The organism is uncultured Paracoccus sp. (assembly GCF_947496875.1).
Classification (GTDB): Bacteria; Pseudomonadota; Alphaproteobacteria; order Rhodobacterales; family Rhodobacteraceae; genus Paracoccus.
In genome coordinates, this window is the sequence record NZ_CANMEH010000019.1 from 23,660 (window position 1) to 43,825 (window position 20,166).

The window sequence follows — 20,166 nt, forward strand, 5'->3', positions numbered from 1 at the left end:
CCGATCGGGGCGCGGCCACGGGGCAGGTCAGTGGGCGGTCGCCCCGCCGGCGCCCTGCGGAATGCGGATCGATTCGACCAGGTCCTGCACGTGGACCGGCGGTTCGTCCGTCGCCCGGGAAATCAGCCAGGCCACAAGGAAGTTCAGGATCGCACCGACAGAGCCGATCGAGGCAGGCGAGATGCCGAACATCCAGTTCGCGGGCGTATCCTCGAACGTGTTGGTCCCTGCGATGAAGAACCAGCCCTTGTAGAGGAAGATGTAGATCGCCGTGAACAGAAGCCCGGCGATCATGCCCCAGATGGCCCCCTGCGAGTTGATGCGCTTCGAGAAGATGCCCATCATCAGCGCCGGGAAGATCGTGGCCGCCGCGAGCCCGAAGGCCAGCGCCACCGTCTGCGCCGCAAACCCGGGAGGATTGAGGCCGAGGATCGTGGCGATGAGAATGGCGATCCCCATCGACACACGGGCGGCCAGCAATTCGCCCCGTTCCGAGATGTTCGGCCTGATCGACCCCTTGATCAGATCGTGCGATATGGCCGAACTGATCGCCAGCAGCAGACCTGCCGCGGTCGAAAGCGCCGCGGCCAGTGCACCGGCGGCGACGACGGCGATGACCCAGCCCGGCAGGTTGGCGATTTCCGGGTTGGCCAGAACCATGATGTCGTTGTTGACGGTGGTCAGTTCGTTGCCCTGCAGGTTCTGCTCGGCCACGGCCGTGCCCAGTCCCTCAGGCGGTGCGGCAGCGGCGTCGTTGTAGTACTGGATCAGACCGTCGCCATTCTTGTCCTCCCAGCCCAGCAGGCCGGTCTTTTCCCAGGTCCGCATCCACTGCAGGTCGGGGCTGCTCTCGATGTCAGCAAGCGAAACCGCGGGCTGCGAGAAGGTCTCGCCCGCGACCGCGCCGGGCCACATGGTGGTGGTCAGGTTCAGGCGCGCCATGGAACCGACGGCAGGGGCCACGGTATACAGCAGCGCGATGAACACCAGCGCCCACCCGGCCGAGGCGCGGGCGTCGGCGACGCGCGGCACGGTGAAGAACCGGATGATCACGTGCGGCAGACCGGCGGTGCCGATCATCAGCGACAGGGTGAACAGCAACATGTTCAACGTACCGGTGTGGTGCCCGGTGTAGGAGTTGAAGCCCAGGTCGGTCACGACCTGGTCCAGCTTGGCCAGGAACTTCGCCCCCGACGGATCGTGGGTGCCGAACAGGCCCAGCTGCGGCAGGAAGTTGCCGGTCAGCGCCAGCGAGATGAAGATCGCCGGGATGGTGTAGGCGACGATCAGCACGACATACTGGGCCACCTGGGTGTAGGTGATGCCCTTCATGCCGCCGAGCACGGCGTACATGAAGACCAGCGCCGCGCCGATCCACAGGCCGGTCGCGTTCGACACCTCGAGATAGCGCGAGAAGGTCACGCCCACGCCGGTCATCTGTCCGATCACGTAGGTGGTCGAGATGGTGATCAGGCAGATCACGCCCACGACGCGGGCTTTGTTGGAATAGAATCGGTCGCCCAGGAAGTCCGGGACCGTGAACTTGCCGAACTTGCGAAGATAGGGGGCGAGCAGCAGCGCCAGCAGGACGTAGCCGCCGGTCCAGCCCATCAGGTAGGTCGAGTTGTCATAGCCGGTAAAGGCGATCAGGCCGGCCATCGAGATGAAGGACGCGGCCGACATCCAGTCGGCGCCGGTCGCCATGCCGTTCAGGACCGGGTGAACCCCCCGGTTCGCGGCATAGAATTCGGCCGTCGATCCGGCCCGCGCGTAGATCGCGATCCCGATATACAGCGCGAAGGACAGGCCGATGACGATCAGGTTGAGCGTATACTGGTCCATGCGCCTATTCCTCCACGCCGTGTTCCCGGTCCAGCCGGTTCATGGTGATGGCGTACCACGCAATCAGCGCGATGAAGACGAGGATGGACCCCTGCTGGGCGAACCAGAACCCCAGATCCGTCCCGCCGACGGGGATCCCCGACAGCAGCGGCCGGAACAGGATGCCGAATCCGAACGACACGAGTGCCCAGATCGCCAAGCAGATGTAGATGATGCGCAGATTGGCGCGCCAATAGGCGTCGCTCCTCGTGCGGTCGGTGCGCAGATCGCTCAAAATCAGTCTCCCTCGGTCCGTTATCTCCGCCGCGCTTGGTCGGATCTGCCGCTGCGGCGTTGCGGCAGGTCGGTTCGGACCGGCCCGGGGGCCGGTCCTGCGGTCAGACCCGGTTCATGCGGTTCTCGATCAGATCGTCCACCACCGCCGGCTCGGCCAGGGTCGAGGTGTCGCCCAGGCTGCCGAAATCGTTTTCAGCGATCTTGCGCAGGATGCGCCGCATGATCTTGCCGGACCGGGTCTTGGGCAGCCCGGGGGCCCACTGGATCAGGTCGGGCTTGGCGATCGGCCCGATCTCGGTCCGGACCCAGCCTTCCAGCTCCTTGCGCAGCTCGGGGCTGGGGTCGATCCCGTTCATCAGCGTGACATAGGCATAGATGCCCTGCCCCTTCAGGTCGTGCGGGTATCCCACCACCGCCGCCTCGGCCACCTTCGGATGGGCGACCAGGGCGGATTCGACCTCGGCGGTGCCCATCCGGTGACCGCTGACGTTGATCACGTCGTCGACCCGGCCGGTGATCCAGTAATAGCCGTCCTCGTCCCGGCGGCAGCCGTCGCCGGTGAAATAGTACCCGGGGTACTGCTGGAAATACGCCTCCTCGAACCGCTGGTGGTCGCCCCACAGGGTCCGCATCTGACCCGGCCAGCTGTCCGAGATGCACAGCACGCCTTCGGCCGGGTTGCCCTCCTGCACCTGGCCGGTCGCCGCGTCCAGAACCGCCGGCTTCACCCCGAAGAACGGCAGCGTGGCCGCCCCCGGCTTGGTTTCGATCGCATAGGGCAGCGAGGTGACCATGTGGCCGCCGGTCTCGGTCTGCCAGAACGTGTCGACGATCGGGCATTTGCCCTTGCCGACATGCTTGTCGTACCACGACCACGCCTCGGGGTTGATCGGCTCGCCCACAGAGCCGAGGACCCGCAGCGACGACAGGTCATGTTTCTCGACCCACTCCGGCCCCTGCCCCATCAGCGAGCGGATCGCCGTGGGCGCGGTATAGAACTGCGTGACCTTGTGCTTGGCGCAGACCTCCCAGAAGCGGCCGGCGTCGGGATAGGTCGGCACCCCTTCGAACATCACCGTGATGCCGCCGTTCGCCAGCGGGCCATAGACGATGTAGCTGTGACCCGTGACCCAGCCCACGTCCGCGGTGCACCAGAACACGTCGCCGTCCTGATAGTCGAAGGTGTACTGGTGCGTCATCGCGGCAAACAGCAGGTAGCCGCCGGTCGTATGCACGACACCCTTGGGTCGCCCGGTCGATCCGGACGTGTACAGGATGAACAGCGGATCCTCGGCGTTCATCGGCCGGGGCGGACAGTCCGGGCTGACCTGATCCATGAGTGCCAGCACGTCGACGTCGCGTCCGTTCACCCAGGTGGTCTGGTCGCCGGTATGCTTGACGACCAGCACCCGCACCCGGTCGGAACAATGCAGCATGGCCGCGTCGGTGTTCGATTTCAGTGCCGTGCGGCGGCCGCCCCGCGGCGCGGTATCGGCCGTGATGACCAGCTTGGCGCCGCTGTCGTTGATGCGGTTGGCCAGGGCGTCGGGCGAGAACCCGGCGAACACGATCGAATGCACGGCCCCGATCCGGGCGCAGGCCAGCATGGCGTAGGCAGCTTCGGGGATCATGGGCAGATAGATCACGACCCGGTCGCCCCGCATGACGCCCTGGCTCAGCAGGACGTTGGCCATCCGGTTCACCTTCTCGCTGAGCTCGCGATAGGTGATGTGCCGGGCGGGCGTCGACGGATCGTCGGGTTCCCAGATGATGGCGGTCTGGTCGCCGCGGGTCTCCAGATGCCGGTCGACGCAGTTCACGCAGGCATTCAGAACGCCATCCTCGAACCACTTGATGGAGACACGGCCGAGCGTGAAGTCCGTGTCCTTCACGGTGGTATAGGGCTTGATCCAGTCCAGCCGCTTGCCTTCACGACCCCAGAAGCTGTCCGGATCGTTCACTGATTCCGCATACATCTGATGGTAGCGGTCAGGCGTGACATGAGCATTTTCCATCCCTTGCGGGATGGGATGCTTGGCAACAGCTTCGGACATACGAATTCCCCCCTTGCAATCCATGACCGGTCGACACCGCGACCCGCCCCCCCTGCACGGGGGCTGGGCCAAGCGCCTCTTTATGTCAAGAGATTACGAAAGATCGCGGCGACTGGTAAAGTCTGTTGAGCGCCGCGCCCGCTCCGGCCGGCGCCAGGAACCGATCTGTTGTAATTCTGCCGGCCGGAGGATTTTTCGGTCGCACCGCGGTGCATTTGGACCGCGAAGCCGTGCCGGTGTCGCTTCAGCCAGCGAGTCGGCTGGTGCAGCGACCCGCAGGTCGATCCGGACATCACGCCGCCGGCGCTGGCGGGTCGTCAGAGCACCTTGTCCAGGACGGCCGTCAGCCGCGCCACGGTGCCATCGACGTCCTTCAGCTTGTCCAGTCCGAACAGGCCGATCCGGAAGGTGCGGAAATCGTCGCCCTCATCGACCTGCAGCGGAACGCCGGCGGCGATCTGCACCCCCCGTTCGGCGAACTTGCTGCCATTCTGGATGGCAGGATCGTCGGTATAGCCGACCACGACGCCGGGCGCCCCGAACCCGTCTGCCGCAACCGACCGGACGCCGCGCTCCCGCAGGGCCGCACGCACCGCATCGCCCAGCCGCCACTGCGCCTCGCGCGCGGCCTCCCACCCCATCTCGCGCGTCTCGATCATCGCATCGCGCAGCACGACCAGCGCATCCGTGGGCATGGTCGCATGATAGGCGTGGCCGCCGTCCTCATAGGCCTTCATGATGGCGCGCCATTTCTTGAGGTCCAGCGCGAAGCTGTCGCTGTTCGTCTCCGCCAGCCGCGCCGCACCCATGGCCGAGAACATGACCATGCCGGCCGCGGGCGACCCGCTCCACCCCTTCTGCGGGGCCGAGATCAGGACGTCGACGCCGGTCGCCTGCATGTCCACCCAGATCGCCCCCGATGCGATGCAGTCCAGCACCAGCAGCGCGCCGACCTCGTGCGCGGCATCCGCCAGCGCACGGATATAGTCGTCCGGCAGGATCAGGCCGGCCGAGGTTTCGACATGCGGCGCAAACACCACGGCCGGGCGCATCGACAGGATCTCCTGCACCACGGTTTCGATCGGGGGCGGGGCATAGGCGGGGCGTGGGGCGTTGCCCGCGGGGCGGGCCTTTTCAACCTCGGCGGTTCCGGCGAACCCGCCGGCCGCGTGGATCTGCGACCAGCGGAAGCTGAACCAGCCATTCCGCACGATCAGGGCGTTGCAGTCGCGCGCGAACTGCCGGGCCACCGCTTCCATCGCGAAGGTGCCGCCGCCCGGGACCAGCGCGACCTCCTGCGCGTTGTAGACCTCGCGCGAGATCGCCGAGATGTCGCGCATCACCTGCTGGAACCGGCGGCTCATGTGATTGAGGCTGCGGTCGGTGAAGACGACCGAGAACTCCTGCAGCCCGTCAGGGTCGACCTCGACCCGAGGCAGGGTGGCATGGGCCGTAGCGGGATGATCGGCGGGCATGGCTGTCCTTTCGCGGTCTGGCATGCGAGGCAGGCTACCGTCCCCCGGGCCGCAGCGCCAGCCGTCCGTCACGGCCGCCATATGCGGCAGTCTTGCGGGCTGCCGCGGGCCCGCCTACCTTTGCTGCGCACAACATGGATCATTCATGCGGATCGGCATCCTGAAATGCGGCCAGTCGCCCGAACAGCTGCGCGGCAGCCAGGGCGATTACGACACCATGTTCGAACGGCTGCTGGCCGGATACGGCTTTGTCTTCGACAGCTATCATGTTGAGGCCATGCAGTTTCCCGACGATGTGCATGCCGCCGACGGCTGGCTGATCACCGGATCGCGGCACGGCGTCTACGAGGATCACGCCTTCATTCCGCCGCTGGAGGATTTCATCCGCAAGGCGATCGAAGCCGGCGTACCGATGGTCGGCATCTGCTTCGGCCACCAGATCATCGCGCAGGCGCTCGGCGGCCGGGTCGTTCAGCATCCGGGCGGCTGGCGCGTCGGGCCGCATGATTACGAGATCGGCGGCCGCAGGATGGTGCTGAATGCCTGGCATCGCGATCAGGTCGTCAACCTGCCGCCCGGCGCTGAGGTCGCCGGCACGAACGAATTCTGCCAGGCGGCCGCACTGGTCTATGGCGACCGCGCCTTCACCGTGCAGCCGCATCCCGAGTTCCCGGACGAGTTCATCGACGGTCTGATCGAACATCGCGGCGCGCTGGTGCCCCCTCACCTGCTGGAGTCCGCGCGGGCTCGGCGGGGCGAAGCGGACCCGGTGGCGATGGCAGAACAGATCGCGGCCTTTTTTCGTCAGCCGCGCGGGTCGGATGGGCAAAGTGCGGCCTGACGGACAGCCTGCAGGTACGCGTGGACTGGCCGGAGCGGCTATGCCATGCCGCACGGCCGGCGCGCTCCTGATGGAAGGACGACCATGTCAGACTGGCTGACCAATTCCCCCGAGGCGGCGCGCCGCTATGTCGCCGATCACCGCCTGGACGAGGTGGAATGCATCGTGCCGGACATCGCCGGGGTCGCCCGCGGCAAGGCGATGCCCGCATCGAAGTTCGCCCGTCAGAAAAGCTTCTACCTGCCCAACAGCATCTTCCTGCAGACCATCACCGGCGAATGGGCCGACAATCCGCACGGGGCCTTTACCGAGCCCGACATGGTCTGCGTGCCGGATTACGAGACGACTGCGGCCGCGCCGTGGACCGCAGACCTGACCCTGCAGGTGATCCATGACGTGCTGGACCAACAGGGACAGCCGGTGCCGATCGCGCCGCGCAACGTGCTGAAGCGGGTTGTGGAGCTCTATGCCGAGCGCGGCTGGAAACCCATCGTCGCGCCGGAGATGGAATTCTTCCTGGTTGCGCGCAACATCGACCCGAACCAGCCGATCCAGCCCCCGATGGGCCGCACCGGGCGTCGCGCCGCGGCCAAACAGGCCTATTCCCTGTCGGCCGTGGACGAGTACGGCAAGGTCATCGACGACATCTACGATTTCGCCGAGGCGCAGGGATTCGAGATCGACGGCATCCTGCAGGAAGGCGGCGCCGGTCAGGTCGAGATCAACCTGGCGCACGGGGACCCGGTGCATCTGGCCGACCAGATCTTCTACTTCAAGCGGCTGATCCGCGAGGCGGCGCTGCGCCACGACTGCTTTGCCACCTTCATGGCCAAGCCCATCGAGGGAGAGCCTGGCAGCGCCATGCACATCCACCACTCGGTGGTGGAAACCGACACCGGCCGGAACATCTTTTCCGACGAACAGGGGCGCGAAACCCCGGCCTTCCTGCATTTTGTTGCGGGCATGCAGAGCCATCTGCCCGCGGCCGTGGCCCTGCTGGCCCCCTATGTGAACAGTTATCGCCGCTATGTCCCCGACTTTGCGGCGCCGATCAATCTGGAGTGGGGTCGCGACAACCGCACCACGGGGCTGCGGGTGCCGATCTCCGACCCGGAGGCGCGGCGGGTGGAGAACCGGTTGGCCGGGATGGACTGCAACCCCTATCTGGGACTGGCCGCCTCGCTGGCCACCGGGCTGCTCGGCCTGACCGAACTGCGCAACCCGCGCGCCGAATGTCTGGGCGATGCCTACATGTCCGACGACGAATTGCCGACCAGCCTGGGCGACGCGCTGGACGAAATGGCCGCGTCCGAGCCGATGCGCGAGGTTCTGGGGGCCGAGTTCGTGGACGTGTACGAGTCGGTCAAGCGCAACGAATACAAGGAATTCCTGCAGGTCATCAGCCCGTGGGAACGCGAACATCTGCTGCTGAACGTCTGACCGGCACCGCCCGCAGATCGGCGGCGTGTCCCGAAGGAAGGACAGCGCATGGACCTGCTGTTTGCAAATGACCGGCGCGGGGCCTTTCCGCCCAGCCTGTATGCCGAGGGTATCACCGACACCGCCCGCCCTGCGCTGCGCGGCGAAAGCCGTGCGGACGTGGTGGTGGTGGGCGCCGGGCTCACCGGCCTTTCGGCGGCCCTGCATCTGGCCCGCGTCGGTCGCCGCGTCATCGTGCTGGAGGCCCATCGCGCCGGGTTCGGCGCGTCCGGGCGCAATGGTGGCCAGGTCGGCTCGGGCCAGCGGCTGGAGGTCGACGATCTGGAACGGATGGTCGGACGGATCGCGTCCCGAAGGCTGTGGGACATGGCAGAAGAGGCCAAGGCGCTGACGCGCGACCTCGCCGCCCCCGCGAACGTCCCGTTCCATCCGGGCATCGCCCACGCGGCGCGGACCCAGTCCGAGGTCCGCCACGCCCACGCGATCGCCGAAAAACTGGCCCGCGACTACGGCTACGACAAGGTGCAGCCACTGGACCGCGAGGGGCTGCGCGCGCTGGTCCGCTCGGACGCCTATATCGGGGGCGACGTGGATCGCGGCGCCGGACATCTCGACCCGCTGGCGCTGACGCTCGGCCTTGCGCGACAGGCCGAGGCGGCCGGCGCCCTGATCCATGAGCTGAGCCATGTTCACCGGATCACCCATGCCGATCGCGCGGGCGGGACCAGCATCGTCCAGGCCGGGCACGGCCGGGTCATCTGCGATCACGTCATTCTGGCTGCGAACGGCTATCTGGGCGGTCTGGACGACCGGATCGCTGCACGGGTGATGCCGATCAACAACTTTGTCATTGCCACCGAGCCCCTTGGTAAGCGCGCCAACGACGTGCTGTGCGAGAACGTCGCCGCCCATGACACCCGCTTCGTGGTCAACTACTGGCGGCTGGACGACGCGCGCCGGCTAATCTTTGGCGGCGGTGAAAACGTCAGCTACCGGTTTCCCCGCGATATCGCCGGCAAGGTCAAATGGGCCATGCTGCAGGTCTATCCGCAGCTGCACGACGTGAAGATTACCCACGCCTGGGGCGGTACGCTGGCGATCACCATGACCCGGCTGCCGGTCTTCACGCGCCCCGCCCCCAACTGCCTGTCGGCCAGCGGGTATTCGGGACACGGGGTCGCGCTGGCCAATCTGGCCGGCAAGCTGATGGCGCAGGCCGTGCAGGGTCAGTCCGACGGGTTCGACACCATGGCGGCGCTGCCGCAGCCGAGTTTTCCGGGCGGGGTCGCGTTCCGGTGGCCGCTGCTGGTGGCGGGGATGAGCTGGTATTCGCTGCGCGACCGGCTGGGTGTCTGACCCGGGGCGTTCGGCGGCAGCTTCCGCCGGACCTCAGCTACGCGGGGGGCCCTGCAACTGCGCGATCCGCTTTGCCATCTTGGCGGACCGGCGCTTGTGATAGGCGCGGATCACCGGAACGGTCACATGATGGGCAAGCACTGCCGCGACCAGACCTGGCAGCAGGCCACCCACCAGATACGGCAGGAAGATGCTGTCATAGAACGCCGAAAGGCGGTCCCATTGCACCGGCGCATCGGTAAAGATCGCCAGGATGTTCTGCGAAAGCTGTCCACCGGCGGCGGTGAATTCGCCCAGGATCGACCCCGCCGTCGTGCCGCCGTTGACCCCCAGCATCCATCGCCCGAGCCCGACGGAGATCACGGCGATCAGCGGCGTGGTCAGCGGATTTCCGACGAAAGTGCCCAGCAGCGCCGCCACGATGTTGCCGCGGATCACGAAGGCGATGGCCGCCGCGCCCAGAAAATGCACGCCAAAGAACGGCGTAAAGCTGATGAAGGTGCCCGCGCCGATCCCGCGACCGATGCGCTGTGGCTGATCCGGCAGCCGGCGCACGCGATACATCACGTATTGCGCGGCGCGGCTCCAGCCACCCCGCGGCCAGACGAAATCCGACGCCATCTGTCCGTAGCTGCGCGGCTTGCGCTTGAACACGACCTACCACCCACTGCAGCCAGAGGTCCGAGGTTCGGGCCGCCCGGGCAGGACCTGCTCCGTTCGGATGATGTCAGACCCGACGATCGGGGTGCCGGATCCGCAGAACCTGGGCCACATCGCTTTCCGCCTCCAGCGCGGTCATCAGCGCGTGCAGATGTTCGCGATCGCGCAATGCGACTTCAACCCGCAGCTTGTAGAAATCCGGCTTGCGATCCACGAATTCGAGGTCGGCGATGTTGGCGCCCTGCTGCCCGATCAGCGAGCAGATCCGCCCCAGCACCCCCGGGTCGTGGCGGATCGTCAGCGACAGATGCGTGGCATAGGTGGCGGGGTGCCGCCCCTCACGCCAGTGCAGATCGACCCATCGCCCCGGCTGATCCTCGAAATCGGCTAGAACCTCGCAGTCGATGGCGTGGATGACGACGCCCTTGCCACGATAGGTGATCCCGACGATGCGTTCGCCCGGCAGGGGATTGCAGCAGGGGGCACAGGTGAATTCCTGATCCGCCTGCAGGCCCGCCACCGCGCGGCGTTCATCGATTTCGTCCTGCGGCTTTGCCAGCTCCGGATAGATCGCATTGATGACCTGCGACACGCTCAGCTCGGCACTGCCGACGCGGGCCAGCAACTCGTCGGCGTCGGGCAGCGCCAGCGACCGGGCCGCTGTCCGCAGCGCCTTGTCCGTCATCTTGCGGCTGACATGTTCGAACGCCGCCCGGGTCAGCTCGGTCCCCAGGCGAATGAACCGCGACCGGTCCTGTTCGCGCAGGCTGCGCCGGATCGCGGCCTTGGCCCGGCCGGTTGCCACGATTTCCAGCCAGGTCGCCTGCGGGCGCTGCCCCGACGCGGCAATCACCTCGACCGACTGGCCGTTCTTCAGCCGGGTCCACAGCGGCACCCGGATGCCGTCGACCTTGGCGCCCACGCATGAATTGCCCAGCCGGGTGTGGATGGCATAGGCGAAATCGATGGGGGTGGCGCCCCGCGGTAGCTGGATGACGTCCCCCTTGGGCGAGAAGACGAAGACCTGGTCCGAATACATCTCGAGCTTCACATGCTCGAGAAACTCGTCGTGATCGGCTTCGCCGAACCGCTCGGTGAGGTTCTCGATCCAGTCGGCCGGATTGACCGCAAAGGGGTTCCACGCCCGCTCGCCATCGCGATAGGCCCAGTGTGCGGCGACCCCGGCCTCGGCCACCTCGTGCATCTGGCGGGTGCGGATCTGCACCTCGACCCGGGTCCCGTCCCGCCCCGACACGGTCGTGTGGATGGACCGGTAGCCGTTCGACTTTGGCTGGCTGATGTAATCCTTGAACCGCCCCGGCACCGCGCGCCAGCGGCTGTGTATCAACCCTAGGGCACGATAGCAGTCGGCCTCGGACCGGGTGATGATGCGGAACCCGTAAATGTCGGAGAGGCGGCTGAAGGACAGCTGCTTTTCCTGCATCTTGCGCCACACGCTGAACGGCTTCTTGGCGCGGCCGAAGACCTCGGCGTCGATGCCCTGCTGTTCCAGTTCCACGCGGATGTCGGCGGTGATCTTGGGGATCACGTCGCCGTTTTCCTTCTGCAGGGTGACGAAGCGCCGGATGATCGAATTGCGCGCCTCGGGGTTCAGGACCTTGAACGCCAGATCCTCCAGTTCTTCGCGCATCCACTGCATGCCCATCCGGCCTGCAAGCGGGGCGAAGATCTCCATCGTCTCGCGGGCCTTCTGCACCTGGCGGTCGGGGCGCATGGACCGGATGGTGCGCATGTTGTGCAGCCGGTCCGCGAGCTTGACTAGGATCACGCGCAGATCCCGCGACATGGCCATGAACAGCTTCCGGAAGTTCTCGGCCTGCTTGGAGTGGGCGCCCGACAACTGGAGGTTGGTCAGCTTGGTGACGCCATCGACCAGATCCGCGATCTCGCGCCCGAACAGCGTGGCGATGTCAGCCCAGGTCGACCGGGTATCCTCGATCGTGTCGTGCAGCAGCGCCGTGATGATGGTGGCATCGTCGAGCCGCATCTCGGTCAGGATGGCGGCGACGGCGGCGGGGTGGGTGAAGTACGGCTCGCCCGAATGGCGCAGCTGACCCTCGTGCATGCGCCGGCCGTAATCCCAGGCCTGCCGGATCAGCTCGGCGTTGGTTCGCGGGTTATAGTTCCGGACCAGCGCAATCAGGTCGTCGCAGTCGATCCGATCCTGCGTCGTCGCACTCTGTCCGCCAAGGGCCCCGTCAGCCGCGATTATTGGCCTCCAGCATCATCCGCAGCATGCGTTCTTCATTTTCCTCGCTGGCGGGTCGGGGCCGGTCGACCTCGGCGCCCAACAGCAACGCCATCGCGTCCTCTTCCGGCTCGTCCACCTCTATCTGGGTCTGGGTGGATTCGATCATCCGCTCGCGCAGGTCGTCCACCGGCTGCGTCTCGTCGCCGATCTCGCGCAGTGCCACCACCGGGTTCTTGTCGTCATCGCGGTCGACGGTCAGCGGGCTGCCCGCGGCGATCTCGCGGGCGCGATGGGCGGCGAGCATCACTAGGTCAAACCGGTTCGGGACCTTGTCGACGCAATCTTCAACGGTCACGCGGGCCATGGTTCACCTTTCGATGCGAATCGGAACGGAGGAAAAGAAGACGTATAGGTGAGGGGAACAGGCGCGGATGTCAACCATCCGGCGTCATTCCCTCGAGCCCTTCACGTGGCAGATCCGCCAGCATCTGCCTCACGCTACGCCCGGTCAGCGGATGAGTCCATCCGGGTGCGATCTCTGCAAGCGGTGCCAGCACGAAGCCCCGGTCCTGTAGCCGCGGGTGTGGAAGGATCAGCGTTGTCGGTGTCTCGGCCTGCTGGTGCGGGACAGACAGGCGGCGCCAGGCAGCCTGCAGGTCGGCGTCAGGCCGCACGAGGCCCTGCATCGCCAGTAGATCGAGGTCGATCCCCCGCGCCCCCCATCGGGTCCCGTCGCGAACGCGGCCCAGCGCGGCCTCGATCTCGTGCAGCAGCGCCAGCAGCAACTCGGGCGCCAGCGACGTCCGCAGGACGGCACAGGCATTGACGTAGTCCGGTCCGCTGCCAGTCGGATGGGCCGGGGTTCGCCAGAACCGGCTGACTGCCACCACGCGCATCCTGGGGTCGGCAATCATCCGCGCAAGTGCGGCTCTTACCGTGTCCGCCGGCCGACCTGACGAACTGGGCAGGTTTGCACCAAGGGCGATGAGCGTTAACGTTTCCGGGCACATTTCAGACCAAATTGCTTGCAAACCAGGGAAGGTTTCAGCGTGTTTTACAAGGACGACCGGCTGGCTTTGTTCATTGACGGGTCCAACCTTCATGCAGCCGCGAGATCGCTGGGGTTCGACATCGACTACAAGCTGTTGCGCCAGGAATTCGAACGGCGGGGCAAACTGATCCGCGCCTACTACTACACCGCGCTGCTCGACAACGAGGAGTATTCGCCGATCCGCCCCCTGATCGACTGGCTGAACTATAACGGGTTCACCCTGGTCACCAAGCCGGCCAAGGAATTCACCGACGCGACGGGCCGGCGCAAGGTCAAGGGCAACATGGACATTGAACTGACCGTCGACGCGATGGAACTGGCACCGCGGCTTGATCACGCCGTGCTGTTTTCGGGCGATGGCGATTTCCGCCCCTTGGTCGAGGCGCTGCAGCGCCAGGCGGTTCGGGTATCCGTCGTGTCGACCATGCGCAGCCAGACGCCGATGATCGCCGACGAACTGCGCCGCCAGGCTGACAACTTCATCGAACTCGACGCCCTTCGCGAGATCATCGGCCGTCCCCCGCGTGAGTCCCGCGATGCCCCCTCGGTGACCGAGGCTGTCACCTGACCGCCCACCGCTATTTTCCCGGGCACAGTGACCCCGGTCGTGCGGCGGATCACACGACCGTGCTGGCCTCCTGTGCTGGACGAAATGCCGCAAAGGCGGTAACCCTGCGCCATGTCATCGCGTCCGCCCCTCACCGTGTATCTCGCCGCCCCCCGAGGATTCTGCGCGGGTGTCGACCGGGCGGTGAAGATCGTCGAAATGGCCCTGCAGAAGTGGGGGGCACCGGTCTATGTCCGGCACGAAATCGTGCACAACCGCTTCGTCGTCGATGCCCTGCGTGAACAAGGCGCCGTGTTCGTCGAGGAACTGGATGAATGCCCGGCTGATCGCCCCGTGATCTTTTCCGCACATGGCGTGCCGAAGTCGGTTCCGGCCGAGGCCGAACGCCGCAACATGGTCTATGTCGACGCGACCTGCCCCTTGGTCAGCAAGGTCCACGTCGAGGCGGAGCGCCATCACGCTGACGGCCTGCAGATGGTCATGGTCGGCCACGCCAACCACCCCGAGGTTCTGGGCACGATGGGTCAATTGCCCCCGGGCGAGGTGATCCTGGTCGAGACGGTCGATGATGTGGAACGGATCACCCCACGCGATCCCGGCCGGCTTGCCTGGATCACGCAGACCACGCTGTCGGTGGATGACACGGCCGCGATCGTGGCGGCCCTGCAGGCGCGGTTTCCCGCCATCGTCGGTCCGGCCAAGGACGACATCTGCTATGCCACGACCAACCGACAGGCCGCGGTCAAGGCCATCGCGCCGCAGATCGATGCCTTGCTGGTCGTGGGCGCGCCGAACAGTTCCAACTCGCGACGGCTGGTCGAGGTAGGGCGGGCTGCAGGCTGCGGCTATGCGCAGCTGGTCAACCGGGCCTCCGAGATAGACTGGCGCGCGCTGCAGGGCATCCGCAGAATCGGCATCACCGCGGGGGCCAGTGCGCCCGAAATTCTTGTCGACGAGGTCGTCGCAGCCTTTCAGGACCGCTATGACGTCACGGTGGAGGTGGTGGAAACGGCGCTGGAGCGCGTCGAGTTCAAGGTCCCGCGCGTGTTGCGCGAAACCGCCGAAACCTGAACTGGCCGGCCCGGCAGGCGCGACCTTCGGCTTCATCCTCCGGGACCATCCTGCGTTTCCGGGTGGTGGGCCCGACAGCGGGAACGGATCGGCTTGCCCCCACGACGTCGGCGCGGCTAAGACCCGCCGAAAAGGAAGTGTGATGACCGAGCTTCGGGCATGGACAGACGGTGCATGCAGCGGCAATCCCGGGCCTGGCGGCTGGGGCGTGCTGATGCGCGCCCTGGACGGGGACCGGATCGTCAAGGAACGTGAGTTGCACGGCGGCGAGCCCGCCACGACCAACAACCGGATGGAGTTGATGGCCGCGATCGCGGCGCTGGAGGCGTTGAGCCGCCCCTCGCCGATCACCATCACCACCGACAGCGCCTATGTAAAGAACGGCGTCAGCACCTGGATCAAGGGCTGGAAGACGAATGGCTGGCGGACCGCCGACCGCAAGCCAGTCAAGAATGTCGATCTGTGGCAGCGTCTGGACGAGGCGCAGGCGCGTCACAAGGTGACCTGGGCCTGGATCAAGGGTCACAACGGGCACCCGGAAAACGAACGCGCGGACGAGCTGGCCCGCACGGGAATGGCGCCGTTCAAGTGATGCTTTCCGGTTCGCCTTTCCCGGCCTAGGCTGCGCCCGTCCCCTGCCCGCTTGAGGAAACACGTCAATGCTGATTATCCACGGCGTCACCCGTTCCCGCGCATCGCGGATCGTCTGGCTGTGCCACGAACTGGACCTGCCGTTCCGGCAGGAGCCGGTCATCCAGGCCTACCGGGTCGCCGATCCCGACAGCCCGGACGCGCCGGTGAACACGCGCTCGGCCGGATTTCTGGCCCTGTCCCCCGCCGGCGCCATTCCGGTGATCGACGATGACGGGCTGATCCTGTCGGAATCCCTGGCCGCGACGCTGTATCTGGCCCGCAAGCACGGTCGCGGGGGCGTCGGACCCGCCGACGAGGCCGAGGACGCCCTGATGCTGCAATGGTCGTTCTTCGCGGCCACGGCGATCGAGCCGGACGCATTGACGCTGCTGTTCCTCCATGGGCGCGGGCAGGCGCAATCGGGCGAGGATGCGGCGATCGTGGCAAACGCGGCCGAACGACTGATCCGCCCCATGAGGGTCCTTGAGGGCTGTCTTTCCGCCCACAGCCATCTCGTTGGCGACCGGTTCACGGTGGCCGATCTGAACATGGCCGAAATCGTCCGCTATGCGCAGAGCTACGGGCATCTGATGGACCAGTTCCCGGCCGTCCGGGCGTGGCTCGCCGCCTGCCAGTCCCGCCCCGCCTTTCAGAAGATGTGGGAGGCGCGACAGGCCGAGCCTGAGTGATTTGCGGGCCGGCCACAGTGCCAGCGCCGCCGGCGGCAAGTGACCTGACCGGCACCAAGCTTGCCGATGGGGCGTCCCGCGTGTGATAACCCGCGCCAACAACAAGACGAAGCGGACGAGCAGCGCATGGCCGACGACCTACTTTCCGGGGCGAGTTCCGCCCCCGACAGCTATTCCGCAGCCTCGATCGAGGTGCTGGAGGGGCTGGAGCCGGTCCGCAAGCGTCCCGGCATGTATATCGGTGGCACAGACGAACGGGCGCTGCATCATCTCGTCGCCGAGATCCTCGACAACGCCATGGACGAGGTGGTCGCCGGACACGCCAGCCGGATCGAGGTGGATTTGCATGCCGACCAGTCGGTCACCATACGCGACAATGGCCGCGGCATCCCCGTCGACCCGCACCCGAAATTCCCCGGCAAATCGGCCTTGGAAGTGATCCTGTGCACCCTGCACGCGGGCGGCAAGTTCACCGAGGGCGCCTATCAGACATCGGGCGGCCTGCACGGCGTCGGGGCCTCGGTGGTCAACGCGCTCAGCGACCGCATGGTGGTCGAGGTGGCGCGGAACCGCGAATTGTGGCGGCAGGGATTCTCGCGCGGCGTGCCGGACGGCCCCGTGGAACGGATCGGCCCTGCCCCCAACCGCCGCGGCACCACTGTCCTGTTTCACGCCGACGAACAGATCTTCGGCCATCACCGGCTGAAACCCGCCCGCATGATGCGGATGGTCAAGTCCAAGGCCTATCTGCATTCCGGTGTCGAGATCCGCTGGAAATCAGCCATCGACGATGGCGAGACGCCCACCGAGGCGGTGTTCCACTTTCCCGGCGGCCTCGCCGACTATCTCGGCGAACAGTTGCACGGCGTGTCGACCTATGCCGACCAGCCCTTTTCCGGATCGGTGGCGTTCCGAGAGCGCTTTGGCGTGCCGGGAAAGGTCGACTGGGCCATCCACTGGACGCCGTCGCGCGACGGATTCATCCAGTCCTACTGCAACACCGTCCCGACCCCCGAGGGCGGAACGCATGAGGCGGGGTTCTGGACGGCAATCCTGAAAGGCATTCGCGCGTATGGCGAGCTGACCCGAAACCGCAAGGCCGAGAACATCACCCGCGAGGACCTGCTGACCGGTGGCTGCGCGCTGGTCTCGTGCTTCATCACCGAGCCGGAATTCGTCGGCCAGACCAAGGACCGTCTGGCCACGACCGAGGCCGCACGGCTGGTCGAGGGCGCGGTGCGCGACCATTTCGACAACTGGCTGGCGTCCGACACCAAGTCGGCGGGCGCCATCCTGGACTTCCTGGTGCTGCGGGCCGACGAACGGCTGCGCCGGCGCCAGGAAAAGGAAACTGCACGCAAATCGGCGACAAAGAAGCTGCGTCTGCCCGGCAAGCTCGTGGATTGTTCCGGCACCACCCGCGATGGCACCGAACTGTTCATCGTCGAAGGCGACTCGGCGGGCGGCAGCGCCAAGTCGGCCCGCGAACGCACCAACCAGGCCATCATGCCGATCCGCGGCAAGATCCTGAACGTGCTCGGCGCGGCCTCGTCGAAGCTGGGTCAGAACCAGGAGATCGCCGATCTCTGCCAGGCGCTGGGTGTTGGCATGGGCACGCGGTTCAGGGTCGACGACCTGCGGTACGACAAGATCATCATCATGACCGACGCCGACGTGGACGGCGCGCACATCGCCTCACTGCTGATGACGTTCTTCTTCACCCAGATGCGGCCGCTGATTGACAAGGGGCATCTGTATCTGGCCTGCCCTCCCCTATACCGCCTGACGCAGGGCGCCGAACGGGTCTATGTCGCGAGCGACGCAGAGAAGGAAGAGTGGCTGCACAAGGGCCTGGGCGGCAAGGGCAAGATCGACGTCCAGCGCTTCAAGGGCCTTGGCGAGATGGATGCCAAGGATCTTAAGGAAACCACGATGAGTCCCGCGACGCGGCAGCTGATCCGGGTCAGCATCGACGACGAGGACGGCGGCGAGACCGGCGATCTGGTCGAACGGCTGATGGGCAAGAAGCCCGAGCTGCGGTTCCAGTACATCAGCGAGAACGCACGGTTCGTGGAGGAGTTGGATGTTTGATTGCATCAGGTAATCCCATCGCACGTGCGTGCTAGAGTGACCCGGATGATCGAGGCGTGTGCGAAGCAAGACATGGTCGGTCCTTTGAGTGATGCGAAAACAAGACATCACCACGCAGGAGGCTGCTGGACCGTTGCTAACGGCGGCCGCGTGGGCTCACCTGCGCTTGAGCTTGGTAACTTCATTACTGCGTGTGCGCACAGCGGTCACCCGAACAGAACATACCTGCCGGATGTCCGCTCGGGCGGGCGGAACCGGATCTTGGCCCCGATTAGGCGAACTACAGTTCGCCCGAGGAGGCCGCCAGAAAGTCAAGGGCAAATTCTGCCGTCGGGTTCGGCGTCATGACGGCCTCGAACCCCCAAGAATTTCAGCTGGGCGAGAAGGGCCAGATAACCGATCTGCGCAATCCGGAGAACTGGCCGGAGGCGGACAGGGCCATGTGGGCACGCCTCGTCAGCCAGGGTGGTCCTCTCGACGAGCGCGGCGGACTGGCGCATGTCCGGGCGACCACGCTCCTGTCGCTGCGAACGCACCACCGCCACTGGCTGCGCTGGTTGGGTAATCCTCCCCAAGATCAGAGGGATGGTAACGCAGATTTTTCTCGGCACTGGACGAGGGATTCCGATGAACAAGAGCGGTTTCACCGACGCGCAGATCAAGGGCGTGCTGCGCCAGGCCACGGCGGGCCGGCGTGCCGCGAGCATGGGATCAGCACGGCGACCCTCTACGAATGCCGGGCGAGGTATGGCGGCATGGATCCGTCGATGGTGAGCCCAAAGGCGCTCGAAGGCGAGAACCGGCGGCTGAGGCGCATGTTCGCTGACCTGAGCATGCAGGCGGATCTACTCGAGGAGGCGCTTGAAAGAAGTGAGCGACCAGCTCAGCGCCACGAGTTGGCCGCGAAGGCAGTGGCGACAACGGGGGCCCAGCATTGCCCGGCGCTTGGCGTCAGCGAGACCTGTTTTCGCTGCGGCTCGAAGCGCGATGAAGAGAGCGAGACGATGGCCGACCTGCTGGTCGGGTCGACCAATGTCAGGGATTCGGGCTGTGCGTCCGGACACCTGCGCAACGTCAGAGGGGCATGCCTCGAACCACAGGCGCGTGCATCGGATCCGCTGCGATCTGGAGCTGAACCTGCGCATCAGGGCCGAGGTTAAGGCTGGAGCGGGAGAAGCCCGAAGAGCTGACCGAGCCTGCCGTGCCGAACCTGGTATGGTCCATGGATTTCCTGGCCGAAGGCCGACAGTTCCGGCTCTTGAACGTGCTGGACGACTTCAACCGCGAAGGCCTGGCGTCGAGGCCCATTTCTCGCTGCCAGCGGAACGGGTCGTTCGGTCGTTTAACCACATCATCGCGTGGCGCGGCAAGCCCCTGAGCGTACGGATCGACAACAATCGCACGGTCCGGCATGAATGGCTGGACCTCTACATCCTTGAAACCCTTGAGGACCGGCGGGCCAACCCCCGCAATGAAGCTGAAAATGTCCGCGTAAGTCCTACGGTGGGGCCCGCCAAAACGGGAGGTTTCCCCCCGGAGGGAATTCGCCCCCGCTTTTGTGACCGCATACGTGCAGAAATGCTCGAACCATAGCCATGGCATCCCACCGGTGAGCGACTCATGCTTCTTGAACTGATGCTGTCCCTGAGCGTGGTGTAGATTCTGGGAGAGTTGGTCACCGGCGATGTTCGGTTAGGTGTGGTTGCTTACGCCAACCCAGGACCGAGAGGACCACCGATGACCACCGACATGATGAACTTCCGCGACATCGTGGAGGAGGCCCCTGACACTGATCTGCTGCGCGAGATGATCGGCTTTGCCGCCGAGCGACTGATGGAACTGGAGGTCGGCGCCGTGACGGGCGCGGCCTACGGCGAGAAGGACCCGGCGCGGCGGACACAGCGCAA

General features: G+C 65.9%; 16 protein-coding genes and 2 pseudogenes. 10 read left to right on the forward strand and 8 right to left on the reverse strand.

Features of this window, described 5'->3' with window-relative positions; translation table 11 throughout:
* Positions 1–27: 27 nt before the first annotated feature.
* From Q0938_RS15920 to Q0938_RS15935, 4 genes are all read right to left on the reverse strand, one after another.
* Positions 28–1,842, reverse strand: a complete 1,815-nt coding sequence (locus Q0938_RS15920) for a sodium:solute symporter family protein (protein WP_299364434.1) — start codon at positions 1,840–1,842, stop codon at positions 28–30.
* Between the two features lie 4 nt (positions 1,843–1,846).
* Positions 1,847–2,116 carry a DUF4212 domain-containing protein gene (locus Q0938_RS15925; RefSeq protein WP_299364437.1) on the reverse strand — a complete coding sequence of 90 codons (270 nt, stop codon included), beginning with the start codon at positions 2,114–2,116 and terminating at the stop codon, positions 1,847–1,849.
* A 103-nt stretch (positions 2,117–2,219) separates the two neighbouring features.
* On the reverse strand, positions 2,220–4,172 hold the full coding sequence (acs, locus tag Q0938_RS15930; RefSeq protein WP_299364439.1) for an acetate--CoA ligase: 1,953 nt from the start codon (positions 4,170–4,172) through the stop codon (positions 2,220–2,222).
* Between the two features lie 317 nt (positions 4,173–4,489).
* Positions 4,490–5,611 (reverse strand): aminotransferase class V-fold PLP-dependent enzyme, encoded by a 1,122-nt coding sequence (locus Q0938_RS15935; protein ID WP_299364469.1) that lies wholly within the window; start codon positions 5,609–5,611, stop codon positions 4,490–4,492.
* Positions 5,612–5,792: 181 nt separating this feature from the next.
* Between Q0938_RS15935 and Q0938_RS15940 the strand changes: the two genes are divergently transcribed.
* From Q0938_RS15940 to Q0938_RS15950, 3 genes are all read left to right on the forward strand, one after another.
* Complete coding sequence (locus Q0938_RS15940) at positions 5,793–6,488, forward strand: type 1 glutamine amidotransferase (protein ID WP_299364441.1); 696 nt, start codon at positions 5,793–5,795, stop codon at positions 6,486–6,488.
* 84 nt (positions 6,489–6,572) lie between these two features.
* Positions 6,573–7,928, forward strand: a complete 1,356-nt coding sequence (locus tag Q0938_RS15945; protein ID WP_299364443.1) for a glutamine synthetase family protein — start codon at positions 6,573–6,575, stop codon at positions 7,926–7,928.
* A 48-nt stretch (positions 7,929–7,976) separates the two neighbouring features.
* Positions 7,977–9,284, forward strand: coding sequence for an FAD-binding oxidoreductase (locus Q0938_RS15950; RefSeq protein WP_299364445.1), 1,308 nt, complete (start codon positions 7,977–7,979; stop codon positions 9,282–9,284).
* Between the two features lie 33 nt (positions 9,285–9,317).
* Here the strand turns inward: Q0938_RS15950 and Q0938_RS15955 are convergent, their stop codons facing one another.
* From Q0938_RS15955 to folK, 4 genes are all read right to left on the reverse strand, one after another.
* Positions 9,318–9,938: a DUF2062 domain-containing protein gene (locus Q0938_RS15955; RefSeq protein ID WP_299364448.1), complete on the reverse strand. Its 621-nt coding sequence runs from the start codon at positions 9,936–9,938 to the stop codon at positions 9,318–9,320.
* Between the two features lie 73 nt (positions 9,939–10,011).
* Positions 10,012–12,123, reverse strand: a complete 2,112-nt coding sequence (locus Q0938_RS15960; RefSeq protein WP_299364472.1) for a bifunctional (p)ppGpp synthetase/guanosine-3',5'-bis(diphosphate) 3'-pyrophosphohydrolase — start codon at positions 12,121–12,123, stop codon at positions 10,012–10,014.
* Positions 12,124–12,163: 40 nt separating this feature from the next.
* Complete coding sequence (rpoZ, locus tag Q0938_RS15965) at positions 12,164–12,520, reverse strand: DNA-directed RNA polymerase subunit omega (RefSeq protein ID WP_299364449.1); 357 nt, start codon at positions 12,518–12,520, stop codon at positions 12,164–12,166.
* A 70-nt stretch (positions 12,521–12,590) separates the two neighbouring features.
* The gene (gene folK, locus Q0938_RS15970) at positions 12,591–13,166 is read right to left on the reverse strand and encodes a 2-amino-4-hydroxy-6-hydroxymethyldihydropteridine diphosphokinase (protein ID WP_299364451.1); all 576 of its coding nucleotides are present in this window, start codon (positions 13,164–13,166) and stop codon (positions 12,591–12,593) included.
* 39 nt (positions 13,167–13,205) lie between these two features.
* On the opposite strand from folK, the gene Q0938_RS15975 reads away from it, so the two are divergent.
* The 7 genes and pseudogenes from Q0938_RS15975 to Q0938_RS16005 form a co-directional block, all read left to right on the forward strand.
* Positions 13,206–13,775: an NYN domain-containing protein gene (locus Q0938_RS15975; protein WP_299364454.1), complete on the forward strand. Its 570-nt coding sequence runs from the start codon at positions 13,206–13,208 to the stop codon at positions 13,773–13,775.
* Positions 13,776–13,886: 111 nt separating this feature from the next.
* A complete protein-coding gene (ispH, locus tag Q0938_RS15980) occupies positions 13,887–14,846 on the forward strand; it encodes a 4-hydroxy-3-methylbut-2-enyl diphosphate reductase (protein WP_299364457.1) in 960 nt (319 codons plus the stop codon).
* 142 nt (positions 14,847–14,988) lie between these two features.
* Complete coding sequence (gene rnhA, locus Q0938_RS15985) at positions 14,989–15,438, forward strand: ribonuclease HI (protein WP_299364460.1); 450 nt, start codon at positions 14,989–14,991, stop codon at positions 15,436–15,438.
* A 67-nt stretch (positions 15,439–15,505) separates the two neighbouring features.
* Positions 15,506–16,168 (forward strand): glutathione S-transferase family protein, encoded by a 663-nt coding sequence (locus Q0938_RS15990; RefSeq protein WP_299364463.1) that lies wholly within the window; start codon positions 15,506–15,508, stop codon positions 16,166–16,168.
* A 126-nt stretch (positions 16,169–16,294) separates the two neighbouring features.
* Positions 16,295–18,259 (forward strand): DNA topoisomerase IV subunit B, encoded by a 1,965-nt coding sequence (gene parE, locus Q0938_RS15995; RefSeq protein WP_299364466.1) that lies wholly within the window; start codon positions 16,295–16,297, stop codon positions 18,257–18,259.
* Positions 18,260–18,886: 627 nt separating this feature from the next.
* A pseudogene (locus Q0938_RS16000) lies at positions 18,887–19,754 on the forward strand (transposase).
* Between the two features lie 242 nt (positions 19,755–19,996).
* Positions 19,997–20,166: pseudogene (locus Q0938_RS16005) on the forward strand (IS256 family transposase); the annotation flags it as partial.